The sequence below is a fragment of the uncultured Ruegeria sp. genome (assembly GCF_947489545.1).
Classification (GTDB): domain Bacteria; phylum Pseudomonadota; class Alphaproteobacteria; order Rhodobacterales; family Rhodobacteraceae; genus Ruegeria.
The window spans coordinates 124,637-145,687 of sequence record NZ_CANLDZ010000006.1; the positions used below are offsets into that span (position 1 = coordinate 124,637).

The 21,051-nt window shown below is 58.2% G+C and carries 19 protein-coding genes; 2 read left to right on the forward strand and 17 right to left on the reverse strand.

Translation table 11 applies throughout. The features are described from left to right. Positions 1-56 precede the first annotated feature (56 nt). From murB to Q1B13_RS10765, 7 genes are all read right to left on the reverse strand, one after another. Positions 57-1,004 (reverse strand): UDP-N-acetylmuramate dehydrogenase, encoded by a 948-nt coding sequence (gene murB, locus Q1B13_RS10735; RefSeq protein ID WP_299079807.1) that lies wholly within the window; start codon positions 1,002-1,004, stop codon positions 57-59. A 272-nt stretch (positions 1,005-1,276) separates the two neighbouring features. After that, positions 1,277-1,519, reverse strand: coding sequence for a DUF2484 family protein (locus Q1B13_RS10740; RefSeq protein WP_299079804.1), 243 nt, complete (start codon positions 1,517-1,519; stop codon positions 1,277-1,279). Continuing rightward, positions 1,516-1,764, reverse strand: a complete 249-nt coding sequence (locus Q1B13_RS10745) for a DUF2484 family protein (RefSeq protein WP_299079801.1) — start codon at positions 1,762-1,764, stop codon at positions 1,516-1,518. Before Q1B13_RS10745 ends, Q1B13_RS10740 begins: the two co-directional genes overlap by 4 nt. Positions 1,765-1,840: 76 nt before the next feature. Further along, positions 1,841-3,250, reverse strand: a complete 1,410-nt coding sequence (murC, locus tag Q1B13_RS10750) for a UDP-N-acetylmuramate--L-alanine ligase (protein WP_299079798.1) — start codon at positions 3,248-3,250, stop codon at positions 1,841-1,843. Continuing rightward, positions 3,247-4,344: a UDP-N-acetylglucosamine--N-acetylmuramyl-(pentapeptide) pyrophosphoryl-undecaprenol N-acetylglucosamine transferase gene (locus tag Q1B13_RS10755; RefSeq protein ID WP_299079795.1), complete on the reverse strand. Its 1,098-nt coding sequence runs from the start codon at positions 4,342-4,344 to the stop codon at positions 3,247-3,249. The genes murC and Q1B13_RS10755 overlap by 4 nt, the downstream gene beginning before the upstream one ends. Then, positions 4,344-5,507 carry a putative lipid II flippase FtsW gene (ftsW, locus tag Q1B13_RS10760; RefSeq protein WP_299079792.1) on the reverse strand — a complete coding sequence of 388 codons (1,164 nt, stop codon included), beginning with the start codon at positions 5,505-5,507 and terminating at the stop codon, positions 4,344-4,346. Before ftsW ends, Q1B13_RS10755 begins: the two co-directional genes overlap by 1 nt. A gap of 176 nt (positions 5,508-5,683) precedes the next feature. After that, on the reverse strand, positions 5,684-6,082 hold the full coding sequence (locus Q1B13_RS10765; protein WP_299079789.1) for a rhodanese-like domain-containing protein: 399 nt from the start codon (positions 6,080-6,082) through the stop codon (positions 5,684-5,686). Positions 6,083-6,222: 140 nt separating this feature from the next. On the opposite strand from Q1B13_RS10765, the gene Q1B13_RS10770 reads away from it, so the two are divergent. Beyond that, entirely contained in the window at positions 6,223-7,401 is a 1,179-nt protein-coding gene (locus tag Q1B13_RS10770; RefSeq protein WP_299080100.1) for an NAD(P)/FAD-dependent oxidoreductase, read from the forward strand. Here Q1B13_RS10770 and Q1B13_RS10775 read toward each other — a convergent pair. From Q1B13_RS10775 to mraZ, 9 genes are all read right to left on the reverse strand, one after another. Further along, positions 7,398-7,772: a glycine zipper family protein gene (locus Q1B13_RS10775; protein ID WP_298933213.1), complete on the reverse strand. Its 375-nt coding sequence runs from the start codon at positions 7,770-7,772 to the stop codon at positions 7,398-7,400. The genes Q1B13_RS10770 and Q1B13_RS10775 overlap by 4 nt on opposite strands. A 105-nt stretch (positions 7,773-7,877) precedes the next feature. Next, the gene (gene murD, locus Q1B13_RS10780; RefSeq protein WP_299079787.1) at positions 7,878-9,278 is read right to left on the reverse strand and encodes a UDP-N-acetylmuramoyl-L-alanine--D-glutamate ligase; all 1,401 of its coding nucleotides are present in this window, start codon (positions 9,276-9,278) and stop codon (positions 7,878-7,880) included. A gap of 152 nt (positions 9,279-9,430) precedes the next feature. Beyond that, positions 9,431-10,513: a phospho-N-acetylmuramoyl-pentapeptide-transferase gene (gene mraY, locus Q1B13_RS10785; RefSeq protein WP_299079783.1), complete on the reverse strand. Its 1,083-nt coding sequence runs from the start codon at positions 10,511-10,513 to the stop codon at positions 9,431-9,433. Positions 10,514-10,548: 35 nt separating this feature from the next. Beyond that, positions 10,549-11,943: a UDP-N-acetylmuramoyl-tripeptide--D-alanyl-D-alanine ligase gene (gene murF, locus Q1B13_RS10790; RefSeq protein ID WP_299079781.1), complete on the reverse strand. Its 1,395-nt coding sequence runs from the start codon at positions 11,941-11,943 to the stop codon at positions 10,549-10,551. Continuing rightward, positions 11,940-13,421, reverse strand: a complete 1,482-nt coding sequence (locus Q1B13_RS10795; protein ID WP_299079779.1) for a UDP-N-acetylmuramoyl-L-alanyl-D-glutamate--2,6-diaminopimelate ligase — start codon at positions 13,419-13,421, stop codon at positions 11,940-11,942. Before Q1B13_RS10795 ends, murF begins: the two co-directional genes overlap by 4 nt. 22 nt (positions 13,422-13,443) lie before the next feature. Further along, positions 13,444-15,231 (reverse strand): penicillin-binding protein 2, encoded by a 1,788-nt coding sequence (locus Q1B13_RS10800; protein ID WP_299079776.1) that lies wholly within the window; start codon positions 15,229-15,231, stop codon positions 13,444-13,446. Further along, a complete protein-coding gene (locus tag Q1B13_RS10805) occupies positions 15,228-15,596 on the reverse strand; it encodes a cell division protein FtsL (protein WP_299079773.1) in 369 nt (122 codons plus the stop codon). The genes Q1B13_RS10800 and Q1B13_RS10805 overlap by 4 nt, the downstream gene beginning before the upstream one ends. Then, a complete protein-coding gene (gene rsmH / locus Q1B13_RS10810; protein ID WP_299079770.1) occupies positions 15,593-16,585 on the reverse strand; it encodes a 16S rRNA (cytosine(1402)-N(4))-methyltransferase RsmH in 993 nt (330 codons plus the stop codon). The genes Q1B13_RS10805 and rsmH overlap by 4 nt, the downstream gene beginning before the upstream one ends. 4 nt (positions 16,586-16,589) lie before the next feature. Further along, positions 16,590-17,057: a division/cell wall cluster transcriptional repressor MraZ gene (gene mraZ, locus Q1B13_RS10815; protein ID WP_299799799.1), complete on the reverse strand. Its 468-nt coding sequence runs from the start codon at positions 17,055-17,057 to the stop codon at positions 16,590-16,592. Between the two features lie 945 nt (positions 17,058-18,002). On the opposite strand from mraZ, the gene Q1B13_RS10820 reads away from it, so the two are divergent. Next, positions 18,003-18,227 carry a DUF1127 domain-containing protein gene (locus tag Q1B13_RS10820; protein ID WP_298933232.1) on the forward strand — a complete coding sequence of 75 codons (225 nt, stop codon included), beginning with the start codon at positions 18,003-18,005 and terminating at the stop codon, positions 18,225-18,227. Positions 18,228-18,630: 403 nt separating this feature from the next. Here the strand turns inward: Q1B13_RS10820 and Q1B13_RS10825 are convergent, their stop codons facing one another. After that, on the reverse strand, positions 18,631-21,027 hold the full coding sequence (locus tag Q1B13_RS10825; RefSeq protein WP_299079767.1) for an ATP-dependent helicase: 2,397 nt from the start codon (positions 21,025-21,027) through the stop codon (positions 18,631-18,633). Between the last annotated feature and the right edge of the window lie 24 nt (positions 21,028-21,051).

Consider the following 21,051-nt stretch of genomic DNA (forward strand, 5'->3'; position numbering starts at 1 on the left):
TTATGCCTTTGATCCGTCGCCTTAAATTGCCTGTTATTGGTCTGACGGTTTGGGCTTTATTCTGTCAGCGGATCACCGACCCGCATGATTTCCCACTCTAGCGTGATACCGCTTGTTTCGTAAACCTTTTTTCGCACCTCTTCGCCCAGCCCTTCGAGGTCTGCGGCGGTGGCGTCTCCGGTGTTGATCAGGAAATTCGAATGCTTCTCACTCATCTGTGCGCCGCCCCTCGTGGCGCCGCGCATGCCTGCGTCATCAATCACTTTCCACGCCTTGAGGTCATGCACATCATCAGTGCGGCCAGTGGACGAGAAGCCCGCAGGGTTTCGGAAGGTCGATCCGGCGCTGCGGTCCTTGGTGGGTTGCGTCTCGTCACGTTTCTTCAGTTGGGCGTCCATACGCGCATGCAGATCAGCGGGAGTGCCTGCAGGGCCCTCGAACTGGGCCGAAACCAACACCGCACCGTCCGGTAAATCGGACTGGCGATATCGAAAATTTAGCTCTTCAGGCGTGAGATCCAAAATCTCGCCCTGCCGGGTCACGATTGTGGCTTTGCGCAACACATCTGCCGTATAGCTGCCATAGCACCCGGCATTCATCCGTACCGCGCCGCCGATTGAACCGGGGATGGTGCGCAGAAAGGTCAAGTCAACGCCCGCGTCCGCCGCCTTGCGCGCCACGTGCGCATCCAACGCTGCTGCGCCCGCAGTGACGGTGTTGCCTTCGACCGAGATCTCGTTGAACCCGCGCCCGAGCCGAATTACCACGGCACGGAGCCCACCGTCTCGGACGATCAGGTTCGATCCGACGCCCATAGGGAAGATCGCGACATCTGCTGGCAGATCGCCCAGAAAGGTTTGCAGATCTTCGATATCCGCCGGCTGGAACAAATAGTCCGCTGGACCGCCAACGCGGAGCCATGTGAGGTCGGACAACAGGCGACCATTTGCGAGTTTGCCACGTAGGCTTTTAAGGTTCAGCTCCGTGAGCGTTTCCGCCACCATGCCCCGATACTCCATCCTATTATCGCGACCACTCCGTACCACAAATGTATCCAGATAACGTACGCTATCACTGCGAGGGTAATGTCGTAGGTCTCAATCGAGCGCCAATACAGCGCTAGACCCAAAAGAACAAACCACAAGATGGAAGCGGTATATGCCAGTCGAAGCTTTCTGTGGAGAGCCGCGTAGGCAAAGGTCAAAAACCAGCCAATAAAGCCAAAGAAAATTGGGGCCATGATTACGAAGATCGAATCAAACAAAGAGGAACGCCCTTACATCAGACCGCGCAACCACCGCCCAAGATAGATCACAGGCCAGCGCAACACCGACATTCCTGCGGCGAGGACCAGCAGCCCAATCCACGGGCCGTTCTCGTAAGTCACGTAACCTACAATCGGAATGCCTACCGCGATTAGGAAATAGGCACGAGCCCAGTGATTGTCTTTGCTAGGGATCATCGCCAGAATATTGGCCGCAAGGCCCCAGAGCGCGGCAAGGGCGAGAGACCAGATCATTCTGTCACCTCTCGGCCTGTCCATTTGCGCCAGTAAAATCGGATGGGATTGCGGAACATCGAGATGAACCCGCCGGAAGCGAGAACCGACCAGAACCAGCCGTGGTCATAGCCCAGCCAGATGATAAGCGCTGGCGCACAGATCAACAGCGCGATGCCCGGCGGAAATTGCAGCCGCATCGGCAACAGCGCCACGATTGTGGCGCAGATCACCCAGAGGGCGGCAAAGATCATCGAATAGTCCATTCGCCCCTCCAAGGACGCGCGGTATCAGCGAGCATCGTATCACACTTTATGGTTGTGTGCCAAATCAACATGGACATCAAACAGCTTGTTTTCTTTGCAATCTCTCGGGCAAACCGTTAGCCCAGGCGCTGATCGTCCCTGCGCCCAGGCAAACAACCATATCACCGGGACGGGTCTGTTCGCGCACGAGGCGTTCAAGGTCTTCTTCATTCAGGATCGCACGGGCATGACGGTGACCGTGGCGGATCAACCCTTCGACCAGATCGTCGCGGCTGGCCCCTTCAATCGGGTCTTCGCCAGCGGCGAAAACCTCGGCGATGGCGACGACGTCAGCGTCATTGAAGCAAGTGCAGAAATCGTCGAACAGGTTGGACAGGCGGGAATAGCGGTGCGGCTGATGAACCGCAACGACACGGCCTTCGGTAGCCTGGCGGGCGGCTTTCAAAACGGCGACAATTTCAACCGGGTGGTGGCCGTAATCGTCGATGATGGTGACGCCTTCGACCTCACCCACCTTGGTGAAGCGGCGATTGACGCCGCCGAAATTAGCAAGCGCATCACGGATTTCTACCGCCTTCATACCCAGATGGCGGGCGACAGCCACGGCGGACAACGCATTCGAGACGTTGTGATCGCCGGGCATCGGTAGAGTGCAGCCTTCGATAACCTTGTCTTCGTATTGCAGGTGGATGTCGAAATGCGCGACGCCGCCCTTGTAAGTCAGGTTCTCGGCGCGCACATCAGCCTGCGCGTTGAAGCCATAGGTGCGCACCCGACGGTCGGTGATACGGCCAACCAGCGCCTGAACTTCGGTATGATCGGTGCAGCAAACTGCAAGGCCATAGAAGGGCAGGTTTGAGACGAACTCGTAAAAACCATCGCGCAATTGATCGAAATCGCCCCAATGCTCCATATGTTCGGGGTCGATATTGGTGACGATTGCGATGGTCGCGGGCAAGCGGTTGAAGGAACCGTCGCTTTCGTCCGCCTCGACCACCATCCACTCGCCCTGCCCCATCCGTGCGTTAGAGCCATAGGCGTGGATGATACCGCCATTGATCACGGTCGGGTCGAAATCACCTGCAACCATCAGCTCGGCCATCATCGTTGTTGTGGTGGTTTTGCCATGGGTCCCGGCAATGGCGATGTTGGAGCGCAGGCGCATGAGCTCGGCAAGCATGTCTGCGCGGCGCACGACCGGCAAGCCTTGAGCCCGCGCCTCGTCAAGTTCCGGGTTGCCGGGTTTGATCGCGGTGGAAGTAACGATGACTGCAGCGCCTTCAAGGTTTTCGGCTTTTTGACCGACAAAGATCTCAGCACCCAGACCTGCCAGACGATCCGTGATTTTAGAGGCTTTCAGATCGGACCCCTGCACCCGATAACCCAGGTTCAACAGTACCTCGGCAATGCCTGACATCCCGATCCCACCGATCCCGACAAAGTGGATCGGACCTACATCCTGCGGCAGTTTGGTTGCTGGGTTCATGTGGTCTCCTTCTGCGCCAGTTGTTCGACAAGGGCCACCAGACGCTCGGTTGCGTCCGGTGCCCCGACTGACAAGGCGGCATGGGCCATTTTCTGTGCGGCTTCGGGGTTGGTCAAAACCGTGGTCATTTGTTCGGTTAGCGAAGAAACGTCAAGCATGTTTTCGGGGATCATGATCGCCCCGCCCGCCTGAACCAGTCCGCGTGCATTGGCTGTCTGGTGGTCGCCTGCCGCCGCGGCAAAGGGGATCAGGATCGACGGGCGTCCGATGACCGAGATGTCAGCGACGCTGGATGCGCCCGAACGGGAGACGACCAGCTGCGCTTCGGACATCCGGCGAGGGACATCCTGAAAGAACGGTTGCACATCGGCCAGGATGCCGTGATCGGCGTAGAATGCAGTGACACGCTCACCATCCTCGTCGCGGGCCTGATGGGCAACCCGGACATAGCGGCGCAGATCTTCGGGCAAAGCTGCAATCGCCCCCGGCACAACATCGCTGAGGATGCGAGCGCCCTGAGAGCCGCCCATCACCAAGACCGACATCGGGTAGTCCCCCGGTGGAATGTAGGGCGCTGCCGCGCGGTCCAGCACTGCGGCGCGGACAGGATTTCCGGTGTGAATACCGTTCGCGTCTTCCGGCAGATCCGTGGGCCAGACACCACAAGCTACATGCGCAACCCGGGTTGCGAACAGCTGGTTCACGCGCCCCAGAACACCGTTCTGTTCGTGGATCATGCGGGGAATTTTCAGCAGGGTTGCGGCGCTGAGTGCCGGGATCGACGGATATCCGCCAAAGCCCACAACCACATTCGGCTTATCGCGCATCATGCCAAATGACATGGAGGTAACACCGCCTGCAATCTTGGGCCCGGCCAGCACCTTGGCAGCCAACCCGCCGCGCGCGAACGTGGCGGAGGATGCTTCGACAATTTCGGTCGAATGCGGGAAACCACTGGTATATCGCGCGCCGCGCGCGTCGGTGGAGAGACGCACGCGCCAGCCTTTATACAACATTGCCTCGGCCAGTGCCTGCGCAGGGAACATGTGGCCCCCGGTGCCGCCAGCCGCAATCAATAGGTAGGGTTTGCCCATCAGCCTCGTCCGCGCAGAATATCGCCAAGTTCGCCCTGTGGGCGGGTTCGGGTGAAGGCCAGCAACATGCCAACTGCGATGCCGCCGGCAATCAGCGACGAGCCACCATAGCTGACAAACGGCAAGGTCATGCCCTTTGCGGGCAGCAGGCGCACGGCAACGCCCATGTTGATCATCGCCTGAACGCCGAACATACAGGCCAGACCAGTGCCCGCCAGGCGGATGAACATGTCACGCTCACGCATCAGGCGCAAAAGCGAACGCACCACGATGATCGAATACAGAGCGATGATGATCAGCACAAGGATCAGGCCGTATTCCTCGGCCGCAACGGCAATGATGAAGTCTGTGTGGGCATCGGGCAGCGACCATTTCACCTGTCCTTCGCCAACGCCAACGCCAAATAGCCCGCCTTCGCGAATGGCGTTGGCGGCATAGCCAAGCTGGGTGGTCGGGTCGACCTCTTGGTTCAGAAAGCCATCAATGCGGCGGGCGAAGTGGTCGGAATTGGAATAGGCAAACATGCCGCCCAGAACAACGACCCCGGCCATGCCGACCAGCAGCAGCATCGGCGCACCGGCGACGAAGTACATCACACCCCAGCCGAATAGGATTAGACAGGCCTGACCGAAGTCAGGCTGCATCACCAGCATGCCAACAATGGCCATGCACAAGGCGAACGACCAGATCCGCCCCGGTGGGCCATTGATTTGCTGGGACGCTGCCAACAACCATGCGGCCACAACGACGAAACCGGGTTTCAGGAATTCCGAGGGTTGTAGCGAGGCAAAGCCCAGCGAATACCAACGCACGGCGCCTTTGCCGAAATCAGTGCCGAAGATGGGCAGGAAGGCCAGCGCCACGAATGAAGCCAGAAAGCCCAGTACCGCCAGACGTCGTACAAGCGTCGGCGACATCATCGAGGTCAGCAACATCGAAACCAAGGCCAACCCGCCGAACAATGCCTGTCGCTCTACATAGTGAAAGGGATCAAACCCATTGCGACCTGCCAGCGGTGGCGATGAGGCCAGCCCCAACAACAGCCCGATCACAAACAGGATCAGTACGCAGGACATCGTCCAACGATCAATCGTCCGCCACCACTTTGGTAGAATCGGTTCGCCGCGCTGGTCCTGGACCGCGCCATACACCATCTCAGTCATGAGATACCGCCACTATCTGCCTCAACAACGTCCCGTTTTTCGGGATCTGATTGAGAGTCTACAGGGAAATTCGCGTTTGGGCCAGTGGAATGACGGGTCGTGGCGGAAAACAATTGGCGGCGTGCGGAACCTTGCCGGGGCGGGTTTTGTGCCGCCAGACGCTTTGTCGAATTGCGCTAGTCGACATCCTCGACAGGGCCATCTGCCTTAACCCAGGCGCTGAACCCACCTTCGATATGTGCGACCGGGGCCAGACCCATTTCCATTGCTGTCTTGGCGCTGAGCGCCGACCGCCACGCGCTGGCACAATAGAAGACATATGTTTTGTCCTGATCGAAGATGTCCTTGTGATACGGGCTTTCCGGGTCGATCCAGAATTCCAGCATGCCACGTGGACATGAAAAAGCGCCGGGTATCTTACCCGCGCGCTTCAACTCGCGAATATCGCGCAAATCGACCAGAACATGCTCTTCGCTGTCGATCAAACCTTTGGCTTGTTCGATCGAGATAGTCGTAACGACGGCATTTGCCTCGGCAAGCAGGGCTTTGATCCCCTTCGTGATGGTCTGTGACATGGGCGATGTTCCTATGTTTCGGGGTTCGTATCGGAGCTTGAACAATTTGCTTGAATCTACCCGAGTGTGGGCGGCCCGGCAAACGCAATCCAGACAGGCAACCTCTTGCCTTCCTCAACGATCCACGCCATGCGCTGGGTATGACCTATGACACGATCATCCTTGGGGCCGGTGCTGCCGGTATGATGTGCGCGGCCCATTGCGGCGGGCGCGTTCTGGTGATCGATCACGCGAAGGCCCCGGGTGAGAAAATTCGCATCTCGGGCGGTGGGCGCTGCAACTTTACCAACATTTATGCGGCCCCCGATAACTTTCTGTCGCAGAACCCCCATTTCTGCAAATCGGCGCTGGCGCGATATACCCAGTGGGATTTCATCGATCTGGCAAACCGGCACGACGTAGCATGGCATGAAAAGACGTTGGGCCAGTTGTTCTGCGACGGCTCCTCCAAGCAGATCATCGCGATGCTGCTGACTGAGATGGAGCGCGCGGGTGCCGAGCTTTGGGTGCAGACTTCACTGCGTTTCCTCCGCAAGTCCGACGCCGGGTTTGCCTTGGAGGTCGAACGCGAAGGGCAAAGGCACAGCCTGACCTGTAACAATCTGGTGCTGGCGACGGGCGGCAAGTCGATCCCCAAGATGGGTGCCACGGGACTGGCCTATGACATAGCGCAGCAGTTTGGGTTGCGTCTGACCAACACCCGCGCTGGTTTGGTGCCGTTCACATTCTCGGACGGTAAATTCAAGGATTTGTCGGGGGTGTCCCTGCCGGCTCGACTGTCCAATGACCGGACGGGCTTTGACGAAGCCCTGCTGTTCACTCATCGTGGCCTCAGCGGTCCTTCGGTGTTGCAACTGTCATCCTATTGGTGCGAAGGCGAGGCGATCCGGGTCAACCTGATCCCCGATCTGCCTTTGTACGACCTTCTGCGCGACCAAAGACAGGCGTCCGGGCGCAAGGACCTGAGCACCGAGTTGGCGCGGCATCTGCCAGGGCGGCTTGTGGACTACCTTGGCCAACAGCTTCTGGTGTCCGGCAAGCTAGCCGATCAGTCAGACACGAAACTGGCTGAACTGACGAAAGCGCTTTCCGATTGGCACCTCGTGCCCTCGGGCACCGAAGGGTATCGCACTGCCGAGGTGACCTTGGGCGGGATAGATACGGATGATTTGTCGTCAAAAACGATGGAGGCCAAGGAAATCCCCGGCCTCTATGCAATTGGCGAAGCGGTGGATGTCACCGGATGGTTGGGCGGCTACAATTTCCAGTGGGCGTGGTCCTCGGGCCACGCCGCCGGAACCGCGATTGCTGGTGATTAACCGACTACGTTGTAGCCACGACCACGCATGCAATTCCGCACAATGACTTCCTTGTTCTGGTTCTTGCCGATGGCATCAGCACTCGCCCCCAACAAAGCACCTGCAACAGCAGCACGACCCAGATTGTCGCTGCTGTCCTGAACAATCCCGGTGACTGCGGCCGCACCTGCCGCACCGATAGCTGCGTTCCCGGCAGTGCTACCGTCAATAGTTGCCTGCGATGCAGCCAATTGCTGGCATTGCGCCAGATCGTTGCTGTAGTTCGGCCCAATCGGCCCATCGATAACCGGCTGATAGCTAGCCCCGGTATTCGCGCAGGCACCAGCCAGCATCAAAGCGGGAACAATCATAAGAGATTTACGGTTTGGCATATTCATGACCTCGTGTTGAGCTATCGAGAAACAAAACAAATTCTTAAATGGCGTCAAGCCAATCACCTCGGACTCTGTCCGAAACGGCGGTCAATTGCAAATGAGCTAGTCTTCCAGTTGGCTTTTGACCTGTTCCGCGAAATCGTCTCCGCGCTGTTCGAAATTGTCATACTGGTCAAAACTGGCAGCGGCCGGGGCGAGCAATATAGTCTCCCCCGGATGGCTGTCTGCCACTGCTTGCGCAACGGCCGCCTCCATGGTCGTGCAGACCTGTGCGTCAATGTCCAACTGCATGGCAAAATTTGCCGCCTCACGCCCGATGACATAGGCCCTGAGAACGTCTTTAGTGGCACCGTTCAGGGCCACGATACCGCCCTCTTTCTCTAACCCGCCGCAAATCCAGCGGATCTTTTTGAAGGCACTTAGCGCTTTGATAGCGCTGTCCACATTGGTCGCCTTGGAGTCGTTGACATAGGTCACACCATCGGCTTCGGCGATGATCTGGCTGCGATGCGGCAGACCCGGATAGCTGTGCAACGCATCTTCGATCACCCGTGGTGCCAGACCCAGCGACCTGCAGGCAGCATAGGCTGCACAGGCGTTCTGGTGGTTATGCGCACCGGGCAGGCCCTTGATGGCGCGCAAATCGATCGAACCGGCCTGACGCCCCTTACGGTATTCCGACAGGAAACCTTTACGAGCAAAAACCTGCCATCCCGGCCCTGTAAGCTTGCGCGCAACCGAAACGCGGATCACCCGGTCATCGGTCGGGCCTTCGGCCAACTGGCCTGCCAGAAATGCGCCTTCGGCCTCGTCCACGCCAATGACGGCGCGATCCGGGCCACCTTCCGCGAACAGGCGCCGCTTGGCTGCAAAGTACCCGCCGATGCCGCCATGCCTGTCCAGATGATCTGGTGAGAGGTTGGTAAACACCGCCACATCCGGCGTCAGCGCGCGGGCCAGCTCAGTCTGATAGCTGCTGAGTTCCAGCACAACGACCGAGCCATCGCCACCTGGTTCGATATCAAGCACCCCACGCCCGATATTACCGGCCAATTGCGCATCTCGTCCGGCTTCGGTCAGAATATGGTGGATCAGTGCGGCTGTCGTAGACTTGCCGTTTGATCCAGTAACCGCAATCACCCGTGGTGGAGTTTCGAACTTGCCCCAATCCTGATCCGCGAAAGACCGGAAGAACAGGCCGATGTCGTTGTCCACCGGAACACCGGCTTCAAGCGCTGCGGCTACAACCGGGTTTGGTTTTGGGTAAAGATGCGGAATACCCGGCGAGACCACTAGCGTCGCAACATCGTCAAAGGCGCCATGGCGCAACAGATCGGCGCAGGTAAATCCTTCCTGCTCGGCCAAGTCACGCGTGGCCGGATTATCGTCCCAGCAGATGGGCGTGGCTCCACCTGCAAGAAGGGCGCGTGCCGCGGCCAGACCCGAACGGCCCAGCCCCAGAACAGCCACCTTTTGTCCTGAAAACCCTTTGACCGGGATCATGCTGCCCTACCTTCACTTCAATCTTGAATTGGCCGCCACACTGCACCGAAGAAATTGCCATTGGCAAGGGCGGCATCGGGCTCGCGCGGCAGCGCGAGCCGGGCCCAACATGTGCAAGGCGGGCCGCAGGCCAGTCGAACCTGGCGGGAGCATTACCTGACTTTGAGGGTCGCCAGACCAATCATCGCCAGGATCAGTGAGATGATCCAGAAACGGATGACAATCGTAGGTTCCGCCCAGCCCTTTTTCTCATAGTGGTGGTGGATTGGCGCCATCAGAAAAACCCGTTTGCCAGTACGCTTGAAGTAAAGCACCTGGATGATCACACTCAGCGCTTCGACCACAAACAGGCCGCCAACTACCGCAAGAACCAGCTCGTGTTTGGTCGCGACAGCAATGGCACCCAGCGCACCGCCCAAAGCCAAAGACCCGGTGTCGCCCATGAAGACAGCTGCTGGAGGAGCGTTATACCAAAGGAAGCCAAGACCCGCACCAAACAGGGCCGAGGTAAAGATAAGGATCTCGCCCGTGCCTGGCACATAGTGCACATCCAGATATTCAGTGAAGTCCACCCGTCCAACGGCGTAGGCGATGATCCCAAGCGTCGAGGCTGCAATCATCACCGGCATGATGGCGAGCCCGTCCAAACCGTCTGTCAAGTTCACCGCATTGGCAGCGCCAACGATCACGATGATTGCGAACGGAATGTAAAGGACACCAAGGTTGATCAGTGTATCTTTGAACACCGGCAGGGCCAGCTGGTTTTGCAACGCATCGGGATGGTTCAGGGATGCCCACCCTGCGGCCAGCACCGCGATGATGACCCCCAAAGCAAGCCTCATTTTGCCAGAAACACCTTTGGAATTCTGCTTCGATACTTTTGCATAGTCATCAGCAAAGCCAATTGCCGCATACGCCAGCGTTACAAACAGCACCATCCAGACATAAGGGTTGTCCCACCGGGCCCAGATCAGGGTGGATGTCAAAAGCGCGCCCACGATCAGCAATCCACCCATGGTCGGCGTTCCGGCTTTGGACAAATGGCCCTCGGGCCCGTCGTCACGGATTGGCTGACCTTTGCCCTGCCTCTTGCGCAGCACGTTAATCAATGGTTTGCCAAACAGAAACCCGAATATCAGTGCAGTCAGGAAGGCGCCGCCTGCGCGGAATGTGATGTAGCGGAAGAGGTTAAAAAAATCTCCCCCGTCCGACAGGGCGGTCAGCCAATAGAGCATTATAAGACCTTTCTCAAACGCGTTTCACGGGTGGGTTACACATCAGGCGCGCCCCCTTGCCCCATTTTCCGCAAACCGTCAACAATCCGTGCCAATGCCATGCTGAGAGACCCTTTGGCCAGAACCGCATCACCGGGCCGGATCACGTCCGGCAGATGCGTCGCCATCTCATCGCTGGTTTCAAACCACAGCCCGCGCCGACCTTCCGGCAACGCCTGATACAGGGCCTGCATCAACGGGCCGATGCAATGTACCTGATCAATATGCGCCATGGCGCCCACGCCTGCCACGTCGGCATGCATCGCCTGTTCTTCTGGGCCCAACTCTTTCATATCGCCCAGAAAAGCGATCCGTCGTGTGCCTTGAACCGCGGCAAGAACATCAAGGGCCGCTACCAGCGATGTGGGGTTGGCGTTATAGCTATCATCCAGCACTTCGATTTGCCCGCCTTTAGGCAGTGCGATGATCTCGCGCACCCCGCGCCCTTGCACCGGTGACCAGAGTTTCAGACCAGCGATGGCCCGGTCAATATCGACACCCAATTCACGGCAAGCAGCCAAAGCGCCGAGCGCATTCATCGCAAAATGCGTGCCCGCCGACGCCACGTCATAGGCAAAGGTTTTTCCGCCTATTGTTGCCACAGCGTGAACCGAGTCTGATAACTGCTCGACATCAGTCAAAACAAAATCGCAGGCTGCACGGCCGAAATCGACTGTTTTCGCACCCAGCGCCTGCGCGTGTTGGCGCAGAATACCAGCATGTTCGATATCTGCATTGACGACAGCGGTGCCGCCTGCGGTCAATCCGTCGAAGATCGCAGCTTTTTCATGAGCAATACCAGCAACCGAGTCAAACGCCTCCAGATGCACGGCGGCAACCGTTGTGACCAGCGCGACATGAGGGCGGGCTTGTCGCGCCAGTGGCGAGATTTCTCCCGGATGGTTCATGCCGATTTCGATCACGGCATACTCGGTCTGCCGGGGCATCCGGGCCAGTGTCAGAGGAACACCCCAGTGGTTGTTGTAGCTGGCAACGCTGGCATGCGTGCGGCCTTGTGTCGATAAGATCGCAGCCAGCATTTCCTTGGTCGAGGTTTTGCCGACACTGCCGGTTACCCCGATAACTTTTGCCGCTGTTCTGGCCCGGGCGGCCTGTCCCAATGCCTCTAGCCCGGCCTGCACGTCTTTCACGATCAACAAGGGCGCATCTTCAGAGACACCTTCTGGAATACGCGAGACCAGCGCAGCGCCGGCGCCTTTTTCAAGCGCCTGTGCCACGAAATCATGCCCGTCACGTGCCGCCTTGAGGGCCACGAAAAGATCGCCAGGCCGCAGCGTGCGCGTATCGATGGACACACCGTTTGCCACCCAATCGGTGGTGGCGCGCCCTGCGGTTGCGCCGGCGGCCTCGGCTGCAGTCCAAAGGGTCATGCGACCCTCCCATCCAATGCGGCGACCGAGATACTGGCCTGTTCGACATCATCGAACGGCAGAACCTGATCGCCGACAACCTGGCCCGTTTCATGCCCTTTACCCGCAATCAACAACGCGTCGCCCGGTTGCAGGGCGTCAATGCCACGCAGGATGGCTTCGGCCCGATCAGCCACTTCAGTGGCTCCTGGGGCTCCGTCCATCACCGCAGCGCGAATTGTGGCCGGATCTTCGCTGCGCGGGTTGTCATCGGTGACAAAAACGATGTCGGCGTGATTTGTCGCAGCACTGCCCATCAAGGGGCGTTTGGTGGCATCGCGGTCCCCGCCCGCGCCAACAATGGCGATCAGACGCCCCATCACATGCGGACGCAAGGCTTTCAGTGCCGTCGCAACCGCGTCCGGTGTGTGGGCATAGTCAACAAAGACGGCCGCGCCATTTTCGCGGGTTGCAGCCAGTTGCATACGGCCTCGCACAGTTGTCAGATGCGGTAACGTTTCGAACACGCGCTCCGGGTCATCCCCGGCTGCAATCACCAATCCGCAAGCGAGCAGTATGTTTTCAGCCTGAAACCCACCGATCAGGTTCAGACGAGTCAGGAAGGTTTTGCCTTGCCAGGAAAACCGCAGATCTTGTCCTGTCGCGTCAAAACGCTGGTTCATCAGACACAGGTCTGCCTGTCCAAGCCCAACCGACAGCACCGATTGGCCGCGCGCTTCGGCGATCCGCCGCACCTGCCCGCCTTTCGGGTCACTCAGATTGATAACTGCGACACCGTCCTGTGGCAGAACCCGATCAAATAAACCCGCCTTGGCGTCGAAATACGCCTCGAACGTTTCGTGATAGTCCAGATGGTCCTGCGTGAAATTCGAAAACCCGGCTGCGGCCAACTGCACGCCGTCAAGGCGGCGTTGTTCAAGACCGTGGGAAGACGCTTCCATCGCGGCGTGGGTTACACCATTATGGGTCGCTTCGGCCAAACACCGATGCAGGGTGATCGGTTCGGGCGTAGTGTGGGCCAGCGGTGCGGTCCAAGCTCCTTCCACCCCGGTTGTGCCAAGATTTACGGCGGCATGGCCCAGCTCGGTCCAAATTTGACGCACGAATGTTGCGACGGATGTCTTACCGTTGGTGCCGGTGACGGCCACAATGGTCTGCGGTTGCGCCCCGTACCACAGCGCGGCACATCCGGCCAAGGCCTGCCGGGGGTCTTCGGTCACGATCAGGGCCACATCCGAGGCCGACAGATCAGTCGCGGCGATTTCGGCGCCCTCGGCATCGGTCAAGATCGCAGCTGCGCCCATACGCAGGGCATATTGAATGAACTCTCCGCCATGAACCCGCGTGCCCGGAAGGGCCGCGAACAGGTAGCCATCCTTGACCTCGCGGCTATCGACGGCCAGCCCGGTGATCGACGGGTTCGCACCCCCCCGCGCAGTCAGGGCCAGCTGGCTAAGTTTCTTTGACTGATCGCCCATAACCCACCTTCTGTCCAACAACCTAGTTCGAGGTCAGGGTTATAGCAGCGCCGGCTTCAGGCTCAAGCCGGGGACGCAAACCCAAAAGCGGTGCGATCCGACCGATCAATTCGGCGGCGACAGGAACTGCAGTCCAGCCTGCCGTTCGGCGCTTTTCGCCGTAGGCCACGATGGACGGTTCGTCCAGTGTGACGATCAGAACGTATTTCGGATCGTAAGACGGGAACATCGTGGCAAAGGTGGCAATGACCTTATCGTCATAATACCCACCGCGGGGTTTCGGTTTGTCGGCAGTGCCGGTTTTGCCTGCAACGTAATACCCCGACACATCGCCAAAACTTGCTGTCCCTTCCGTGACGACCTTGCGCAGCATCTTCTGCGCCTGACTGGCCGTGTCCTGCGACATCACTCGCGGCCCATATTGCGGGCCATTTTTGCGCAAAATTGTCGGGCTTACATAGTGGCCGCCATTGGCGATGGCCGCATATCCTGCTGCCAAATGCATTGGGCTGGTCGACAACCCATGGCCGTAAGAGATGGTCACGGTGCTCAGTTCGCCCCATTTCTTGGGCTTAAGGGGTTCGCCACCTGCGGCTTCGACAATTTCGAACGGCGTAGGTTCGAACATACCAAGCGTTTCCAGGAAGGCCTGCTGCCGCTGCGCGCCGATCTGCAAGGCTAGGCGACCAGTGCCCCGGTTAGAGCTGTGCACGATCACATCAGCCACGCTGATTTTGCCGTAGTTCTTGCCGTTAAACTCGCCAATCGGAAACCGGCCAATTTTCATCGGGCCCGAAGTGTCGATGATCGTGTTCGAATTCACCAGCCCCAGTTGCACCGCCTGCGCAGCGGTGAAGATTTTGAAGACCGACCCAAGCTCGTAAACACCCTGCACATAGCGGTTGAACAAGGGGCTGTCCGACGGATCAAAGCCCGAGGTTGGCGGGCGCGGACGGTCGTTGGGATCAAAGGAAGGCAACGACGCAGCCGAAACGACCTCGCCCGTATGCGCATTCATCAAAACAGCCGAGGCCCCTTTGGCGTTCATGATCTTCATGCCACCATGCAGCACTTGTTCGACCGCGGCCTGAATGGTCAGGTCCAGCGACAGTTGCAGGGGTTTGTTGCCGTTGGCCGGGTCACGCAAATAGTCGTCGAACTTTTTCTCGACCCCGGCCACGCCGATGACCTCGGCCGCGCTGACGCCTTCACGCCCAAACCCGGAACCACCTAGTATATGTGCCGCAAGACGGCCATTGGGATACAGGCGCATCTCGCGCGGGCCGAACAAGATGCCCGGATCTCCGATGTCATGTACCGCCTGTTTCTGTTCGGGCGAGATCCGCTTTTTGATCCAGATGAACTTGCGGTTGCCAGTGAAGTCCTTGATCAGGCGCTCTTTCTCCAGATCTGGGAAGATCGCGACAAGCTGGTCGGCGGCCGCGTTCGGATCGATCATCAAAGGCGGTTGAGCGTAAACCGAATAAGTGTCGAGATTGGTCGCCAGTATGCGCCCTTCGCGGTCGACAATATTGGCCCGTTGCATGGCAATTGCCGCGCCGGGCGCACTGGCCAGCGGCTCCTGGGCCTCGGATGTGGCAAGCATGCCCATGCGCACGCCCACAACCGAAAAGGCGCAGAAAAAGAACAGCCCAAGTACAAGCAGGCGCCCTTCGGCGCGGGCGCGGGCTCGGTCCTTCATATCTTCGTGGCGCTGGCGGATATTTTCCCGTTCAATCGCTTTGGGGTTTTCGCCACGGGCGCGGGCATCCAGAACGCGGGCCAAAGGACGGAGTGGCGTGCGGGTCATGGGAACTGTACCTCGCCAAGGGCCTGAATATCGGTGATTGCCTGCAGCTCGATCGGATCAACAATCGGCAGATCCGGGTCCTCGGCATAGGTGATCTGATCGGCCCGCCCGAACTGTTCAGAACGCAGCGGCAGCAGACCGAGGCGTTCGAAATTCAGATCCGCCAGCTCTCGCAGCCGATCAGGGCGGTTCAGGTAGGCCCATTCTGCGTTGAGCACGGCCAGCCGCACCTGTGCGGTGCCGATTTGTCGCTGCAACCCTTGGGTTTCTTTCAACACCTGCTGGGTACGGTAGTTTTCCTGATACGCCCATAATGCCAATCCGAACACCGCCAGAGCAGTCAACACATACAAGAAACCCCTCATCTTGCCCTTCCCCCAAGTTGCGGCATGCCGATAGCGCGGGCATCGATTTCCCCCGCAGTGGCATCCGTGCGCACAGCAACGCGCAGCTTGGCCGAACGCGCGCGTGGATTGTCCTGCAATTCCTGATCATCCGGACCAACGGCCTTACGGGTTTTCAGGTTAAACTGCGGCTGTTCTTCTTTCATTTCAGGCGCATAACGATTGGCCCGGCCTGTTTTGCCCGCGCGCGACTGAAAGAACCGTTTCACCATCCGATCCTCGATGGAATGGAAGGTGACAACGGCCAGTTGCCCGCCGGGTTTCAACGCCCGTTCAGCCGCCATTAGGCCTTGAAACAGCTCTTCATATTCTGCGTTTACTGCGATGCGCAGGCCTTGGAAGCTGCGTGTTGCTGGGTGTGATTGCCCGGGTTTTGGGCGCGGCAGGCAGGACTCGATGATCCCGACCAATCGCAAGGTTGTTGTGATCGGCTCCTCAGCACGCGCTTTTACGATGGCTTTGGCGATGCGACGGCTGGCGCGCTCTTCACCATAGTGAAACAGAATGTCGGCCAGCTGCGCCTCGGTTGCAGTATTGACCATATCGGCAGCGCTGTCGCCCTCCTGGCTCATGCGCATATCCAGCGGACCGTCTTTCATGAAGGAGAACCCGCGCTCGGCCTGATCCAGCTGCATGGAAGAGACCCCAAGATCCAGAACGATGCCGTCCAGATCATGGGCATATTCATCCATGCGCGAAAACACACCTTGCTGCATCACCAGACGGTCGCCATAGTCCCCGGCCCAATCGGCAACCATTTCAAAAGCCAGCGGATCGCGATCCACACCAATGACCTTATCCGCGCCAGCTTCAAGCAATCCGCGGGTGTAGCCCCCAGCACCAAAAGTACCATCCAACCAGATGCCTGAAACAGGGGCCACCGCAGCCAGCAAGGGGCGCAGCAAAACTGGGATATGTGGTTTATCCGAGGAGGGGGTCGCGCCGGCCATGCCGCTACGCATCCCCGGTGCCATCAAGGAACTGCAGCGGATCGAAATCTTCGGGCAGATCGTCCAGCCAATCTTCGGCTGCGGCCAGTTCCTCGGCCTCGTAGGTTTCAGGCTTCCATATCTGGAATGTATCACCGGCAGCTATGAAGAACGCCTCATTCTCAAGATCGATCTTGCTGCGCAACTTGGCGGGCAGCACCAAGCGCCCGGTCTCATCCACATTGGTCGGGAACGACTGACCGTGGAACATGCGTTGCAGCATCCGGCGCTGCATCGAGCCGCGCGGCAAGGCATCGATCTTGGCGTCAACCTCATCGATGGCCTGCATCGTATAACACTCAAGATATTTGCGGCGGTGGTCACCGTAGACAATTACCAGTTCAGGACTGTCTCCGGGCTGCCAATTGGGATCGGACGCTTCAAGCACACGGCGAAACGAGGCCGGGATCGAGACCCTGCCTTTTGTGTCCACCTTATGGTGGCTTTCACCTCTAAACCTGCGCGCCAAGACGACTGTCCCTTTCGCTTGCGCCCCACCAGAAAACTACGTTCCCCCGGAAGTAAAAACGGCGGGTTGATCTGCTGCCACTGATCAACCCGCCGCATTGACCCGCTGTGCGGGATGTCCAGCTGCACGCGCCACCTGGGGGGATGTCTGCTCGCCCGCGCGCCGGATCTCTTGATTGATGAAAGCGAGATGCCTGTATGAAACCTGATTATTTTTGGTTCGGGGTCGTTTGGCGCCCCTGCTGCCTCGTCCTCATCGGATGAATAAGGGATGCCATGGGAATTCATGGAAATCAACTAGTATTTTTAAACTAGAAACGACTCAAGCAGCGTAATACTGATATTCTTATCGTGAAAAACGCGCGATGTACACACTATGTCGACATATTGATCTAGGCAGGCACAACATATGCGCAGATAGGTGGCCATCAAAATTTCCCATGATTTCCCGCATAGATCAGACTTTAGTGCAAATACCTTTCAAACCTGCGGTGAGTTTCAGTATTTCGCTACGAATCACGCGCATCCTGTAAGACCGGCCACATGCCTTTCACAAAGCTCAGCCGACCCTCCCATGGTTTCCTATGTCATCGCGGCAGGCGCACCAAACTCACACAGCATGCAAACGATGGTTTCCCACCGCACAAATTTTAGAGTTGGGCGCACAAACATGAAGCATCCGCTTGCGCTAACATTTTTTTGCAAATTCCTGACGCAAACCAGACGCGCGCCAAACCCATATTTTTAGGGCGAATTTCCAAATCAACACCCAACGAATTGATATCTATGCGTTTGCTGCATAGCAGCATTGACGACGTCAGCTATTGTGCAATTGCAGCATTCACCTATTTTCAGTCTCAAGCAAACGCCGGAACACACCGGCAACAACATGAGACATCGGGTTACGCACATGACAGTGGCAACCAATACTTCCGCGCTGAAAGGCGCATCCACAGGTGGGCTGAGCGCTCTGATCGAAGCAGCAAAAACGCGTTTTGATCGCTATCGCATGTACCGCCAAACGGTCAGCGAACTGGCATCTTTGTCGGATCGCGAACTGGCCGATCTGGGCCTGCACCGTTCGATGATCCGCCGCATTGCAATGCAAGCGGCCGAAGAAAACGCGGTGCGTTAAGCACCTGAAGAACAACCGAGATCAGGCCCTCCTCCTCCCTTTGGGTCTGTAATCAGCGGCGGCATCTCTCCTCCTCCCTGATGCTGCCGCATCTAATACCGGCCCTGAACGCCGGAACTTGATACATCGGGGCTCTCCTCCTCCCTGCCCTGATGTTGAAAGCGCGCGGCGACGTCTCCTCCTCCCTGATGTCGCCGCGTCTTCCCATACCGGGATCAAACCCGGGTTCGTATACATCGGGGCTCTCCTCCTCCCTGCTTCGATGTTAATAAGAACGGCGGTTTCCTCTCCTCCTCCCTGGAAACCGCCGTTTTTGATTTCCCCAACACGAAAAAAGCGCCACAGCCAGAGCTGGGCGCCTTTTGTAAAAAAGAGCATGTGCCGTCAGGCACATTCCATATGATTAAAACGGAACATCGTCCTTGGCGGACAAAAACCGAGAGACAACTTTCTTGGTGCCGGCCTTGTCGAAATCCACTTCGACCTTGTCGCCCTCGATCCCGATCACACCGCCATAGCCAAACTTTTGGTGAAACACCCGCTCGCCCAGTGTGAAACTGGCCACGGCAGTGGCATCGATCACCGTATTGCGGCTCTCTTTTGGTTGCGACATACCATACTGCCCTTGCCGGGCCTGCATTCGCCGCCAGCCAGGAGAGTTATAGACATTCGCCTCGGCCGCGCGGGTTTCGATTCCGGCTGTCGTCTGCCCCCCGCCATAAAGTCCCGGAGGCGTCAGCACCTCTACATGGTCCTCGGGCAGTTCATCAATGAACCGCGATGGCATCGAGTTCTGCCATTGGCCGAAAACACGCCGGTTGGCGGCAAAAGAAATGGTACAGACCTCTTCGGCGCGAGTGATGCCGACATAGGCCAGCCGCCGCTCTTCCTCGAGGCCCTTGATGCCGGTCTCATCCATCGAGCGTTGGGACGGGAACAACCCATCCTCCCACCCCGGCAAGAACACGGCAGGGAATTCCAACCCCTTGGCTGCGTGCAAGGTCATGATCGACACTTTCGCACCATCCGAGTCCTGCTCGTTATCCATGACGAGGCTGACATGTTCGAGGAACCCTTGAAGGTTCTCGAAATTATCCAACTGGTTGACCAGTTCCTTAAGGTTTTCCAGCCGCCCCGGTGCCTCGGGCGTTTTGTCGTTTTGCCAGTGTCCAGTATAGCCGGATTCGTCCAATACGATTTGGGCAAGTTCGATATGTGTATGCTCGGGCGCGCCAAACCGCATCGGCGCCGTGCCATCGTCGATCACCGCCTCGTCGTCAAGTTCGATCCGGGGCCCACGGGTCATCGCGTTCCAACGGGCCAGCCCGTCGATCAACTCGCTCAGCGCTTTACTGCCTTTCCCCTTGATCAACCCATTGTCGATCGCGATCCGCGCACCGTCGACCAAGGACACACCGTTTTCCCGTGCCGTCATCTGGATCGTCTGTTGTGCCTTGTCGCCCAGACCGCGCTTAGGCGTATTCACAATCCGTTCGAAGGCCAGATCATCTTCGGGGCTGACCACCAGCCGGAAATAGGCCATGGCATCACGGATCTCCATCCGCTCATAAAAGCGTGGCCCGCCGATCACCTTGTAGGGCAGACCGATGGTCAGAAACCGGTCTTCAAATGCGCGCATCTGGTGGGATGCGCGGACAAGGATAGCCATCTCGTCGAGATTCATCGGACGCACGCCTCGGGTACCGCCCTGCATCGCGTCGATCTCTTCACCAATCCAACGCGCCTCTTCCTCGCCGTCCCAGTGACCGATCAGGCGCACCTTCTCGCCATTCTCCTCGGCGGTCCAAAGCTCCTTGCCCAAACGGCTTTCATTGCCTCGGATGACATTCGAAGCAGCCGCCAGAATATGTGGGGTCGAGCGGTAGTTTTGTTCCAACCGCACCACAAAAGCGCCGGGAAAATCCTTTTCGAACCGCAGGATGTTGCCCACCTCGGCCCCTCGCCAGCCATAGATCGACTGATCGTCATCGCCCACGCAGCAGATATTCTTGTGCCCGCCGGCCAGCAATCGCAACCAGAGGTACTGAGCGACGTTGGTATCCTGATATTCGTCCACAAGGATGTAGCGGAACCAACGCTGGTATTGTTCCAGCACATCCCCATGCATCTGGAAGACTGTCACCATATGCAGCAACAGGTCGCCGAAATCGACGGCATTCAACTCGCGCAGGCGAGTCTGGTATTGGGCGTAGAGTTCAATGCCTTTGTGGTTATAAGCCCCGGCATCCGCGGTGGGCACCTTGTCCGGTGTCAGTGCGCGGTTCTTCCAGTCATCGATAATCCCGGCCAGCATCCGCGCAGGCCAGCGTTTGTCGTCGATATTTGCCGCCTGCACTAATTGTTTGAGCAACCTAAGCTGGTCGTCGCTGTCCAGAATGGTGAAGTTCGACTTCAGATCCACCAACTCTGCATGGCGGCGCAGCAGCTTGACGCAGATCGCGTGAAAGGTGCCCAGCCAGGGCATTCCCTCGGCGGGCTGGCCAAGCAGACGCCCTACACGCTCTTTCATTTCACGCGCGGCTTTATTGGTGAACGTCACCGACAAAATCTCGTTCGGGCGGGCGCGTCCGGTGGTCAAAAGATGCGCAATACGCGTCGTCAGCGCTTTGGTCTTACCAGTCCCCGCCCCAGCCAACATCAATACCGGACCATCAAGTTGCTCAACCGCCTCGCGCTGCGCCGGGTTCAGATCATCAAGATACGGAGTTGATGGCCGTGCCATAGCTCTTTGGGACAGCGATGCGCCCTCGAAGGCGTCCATTTCGTCAAAACTGCTCATGGCTGCAAGCTACGCCGGTTTGAT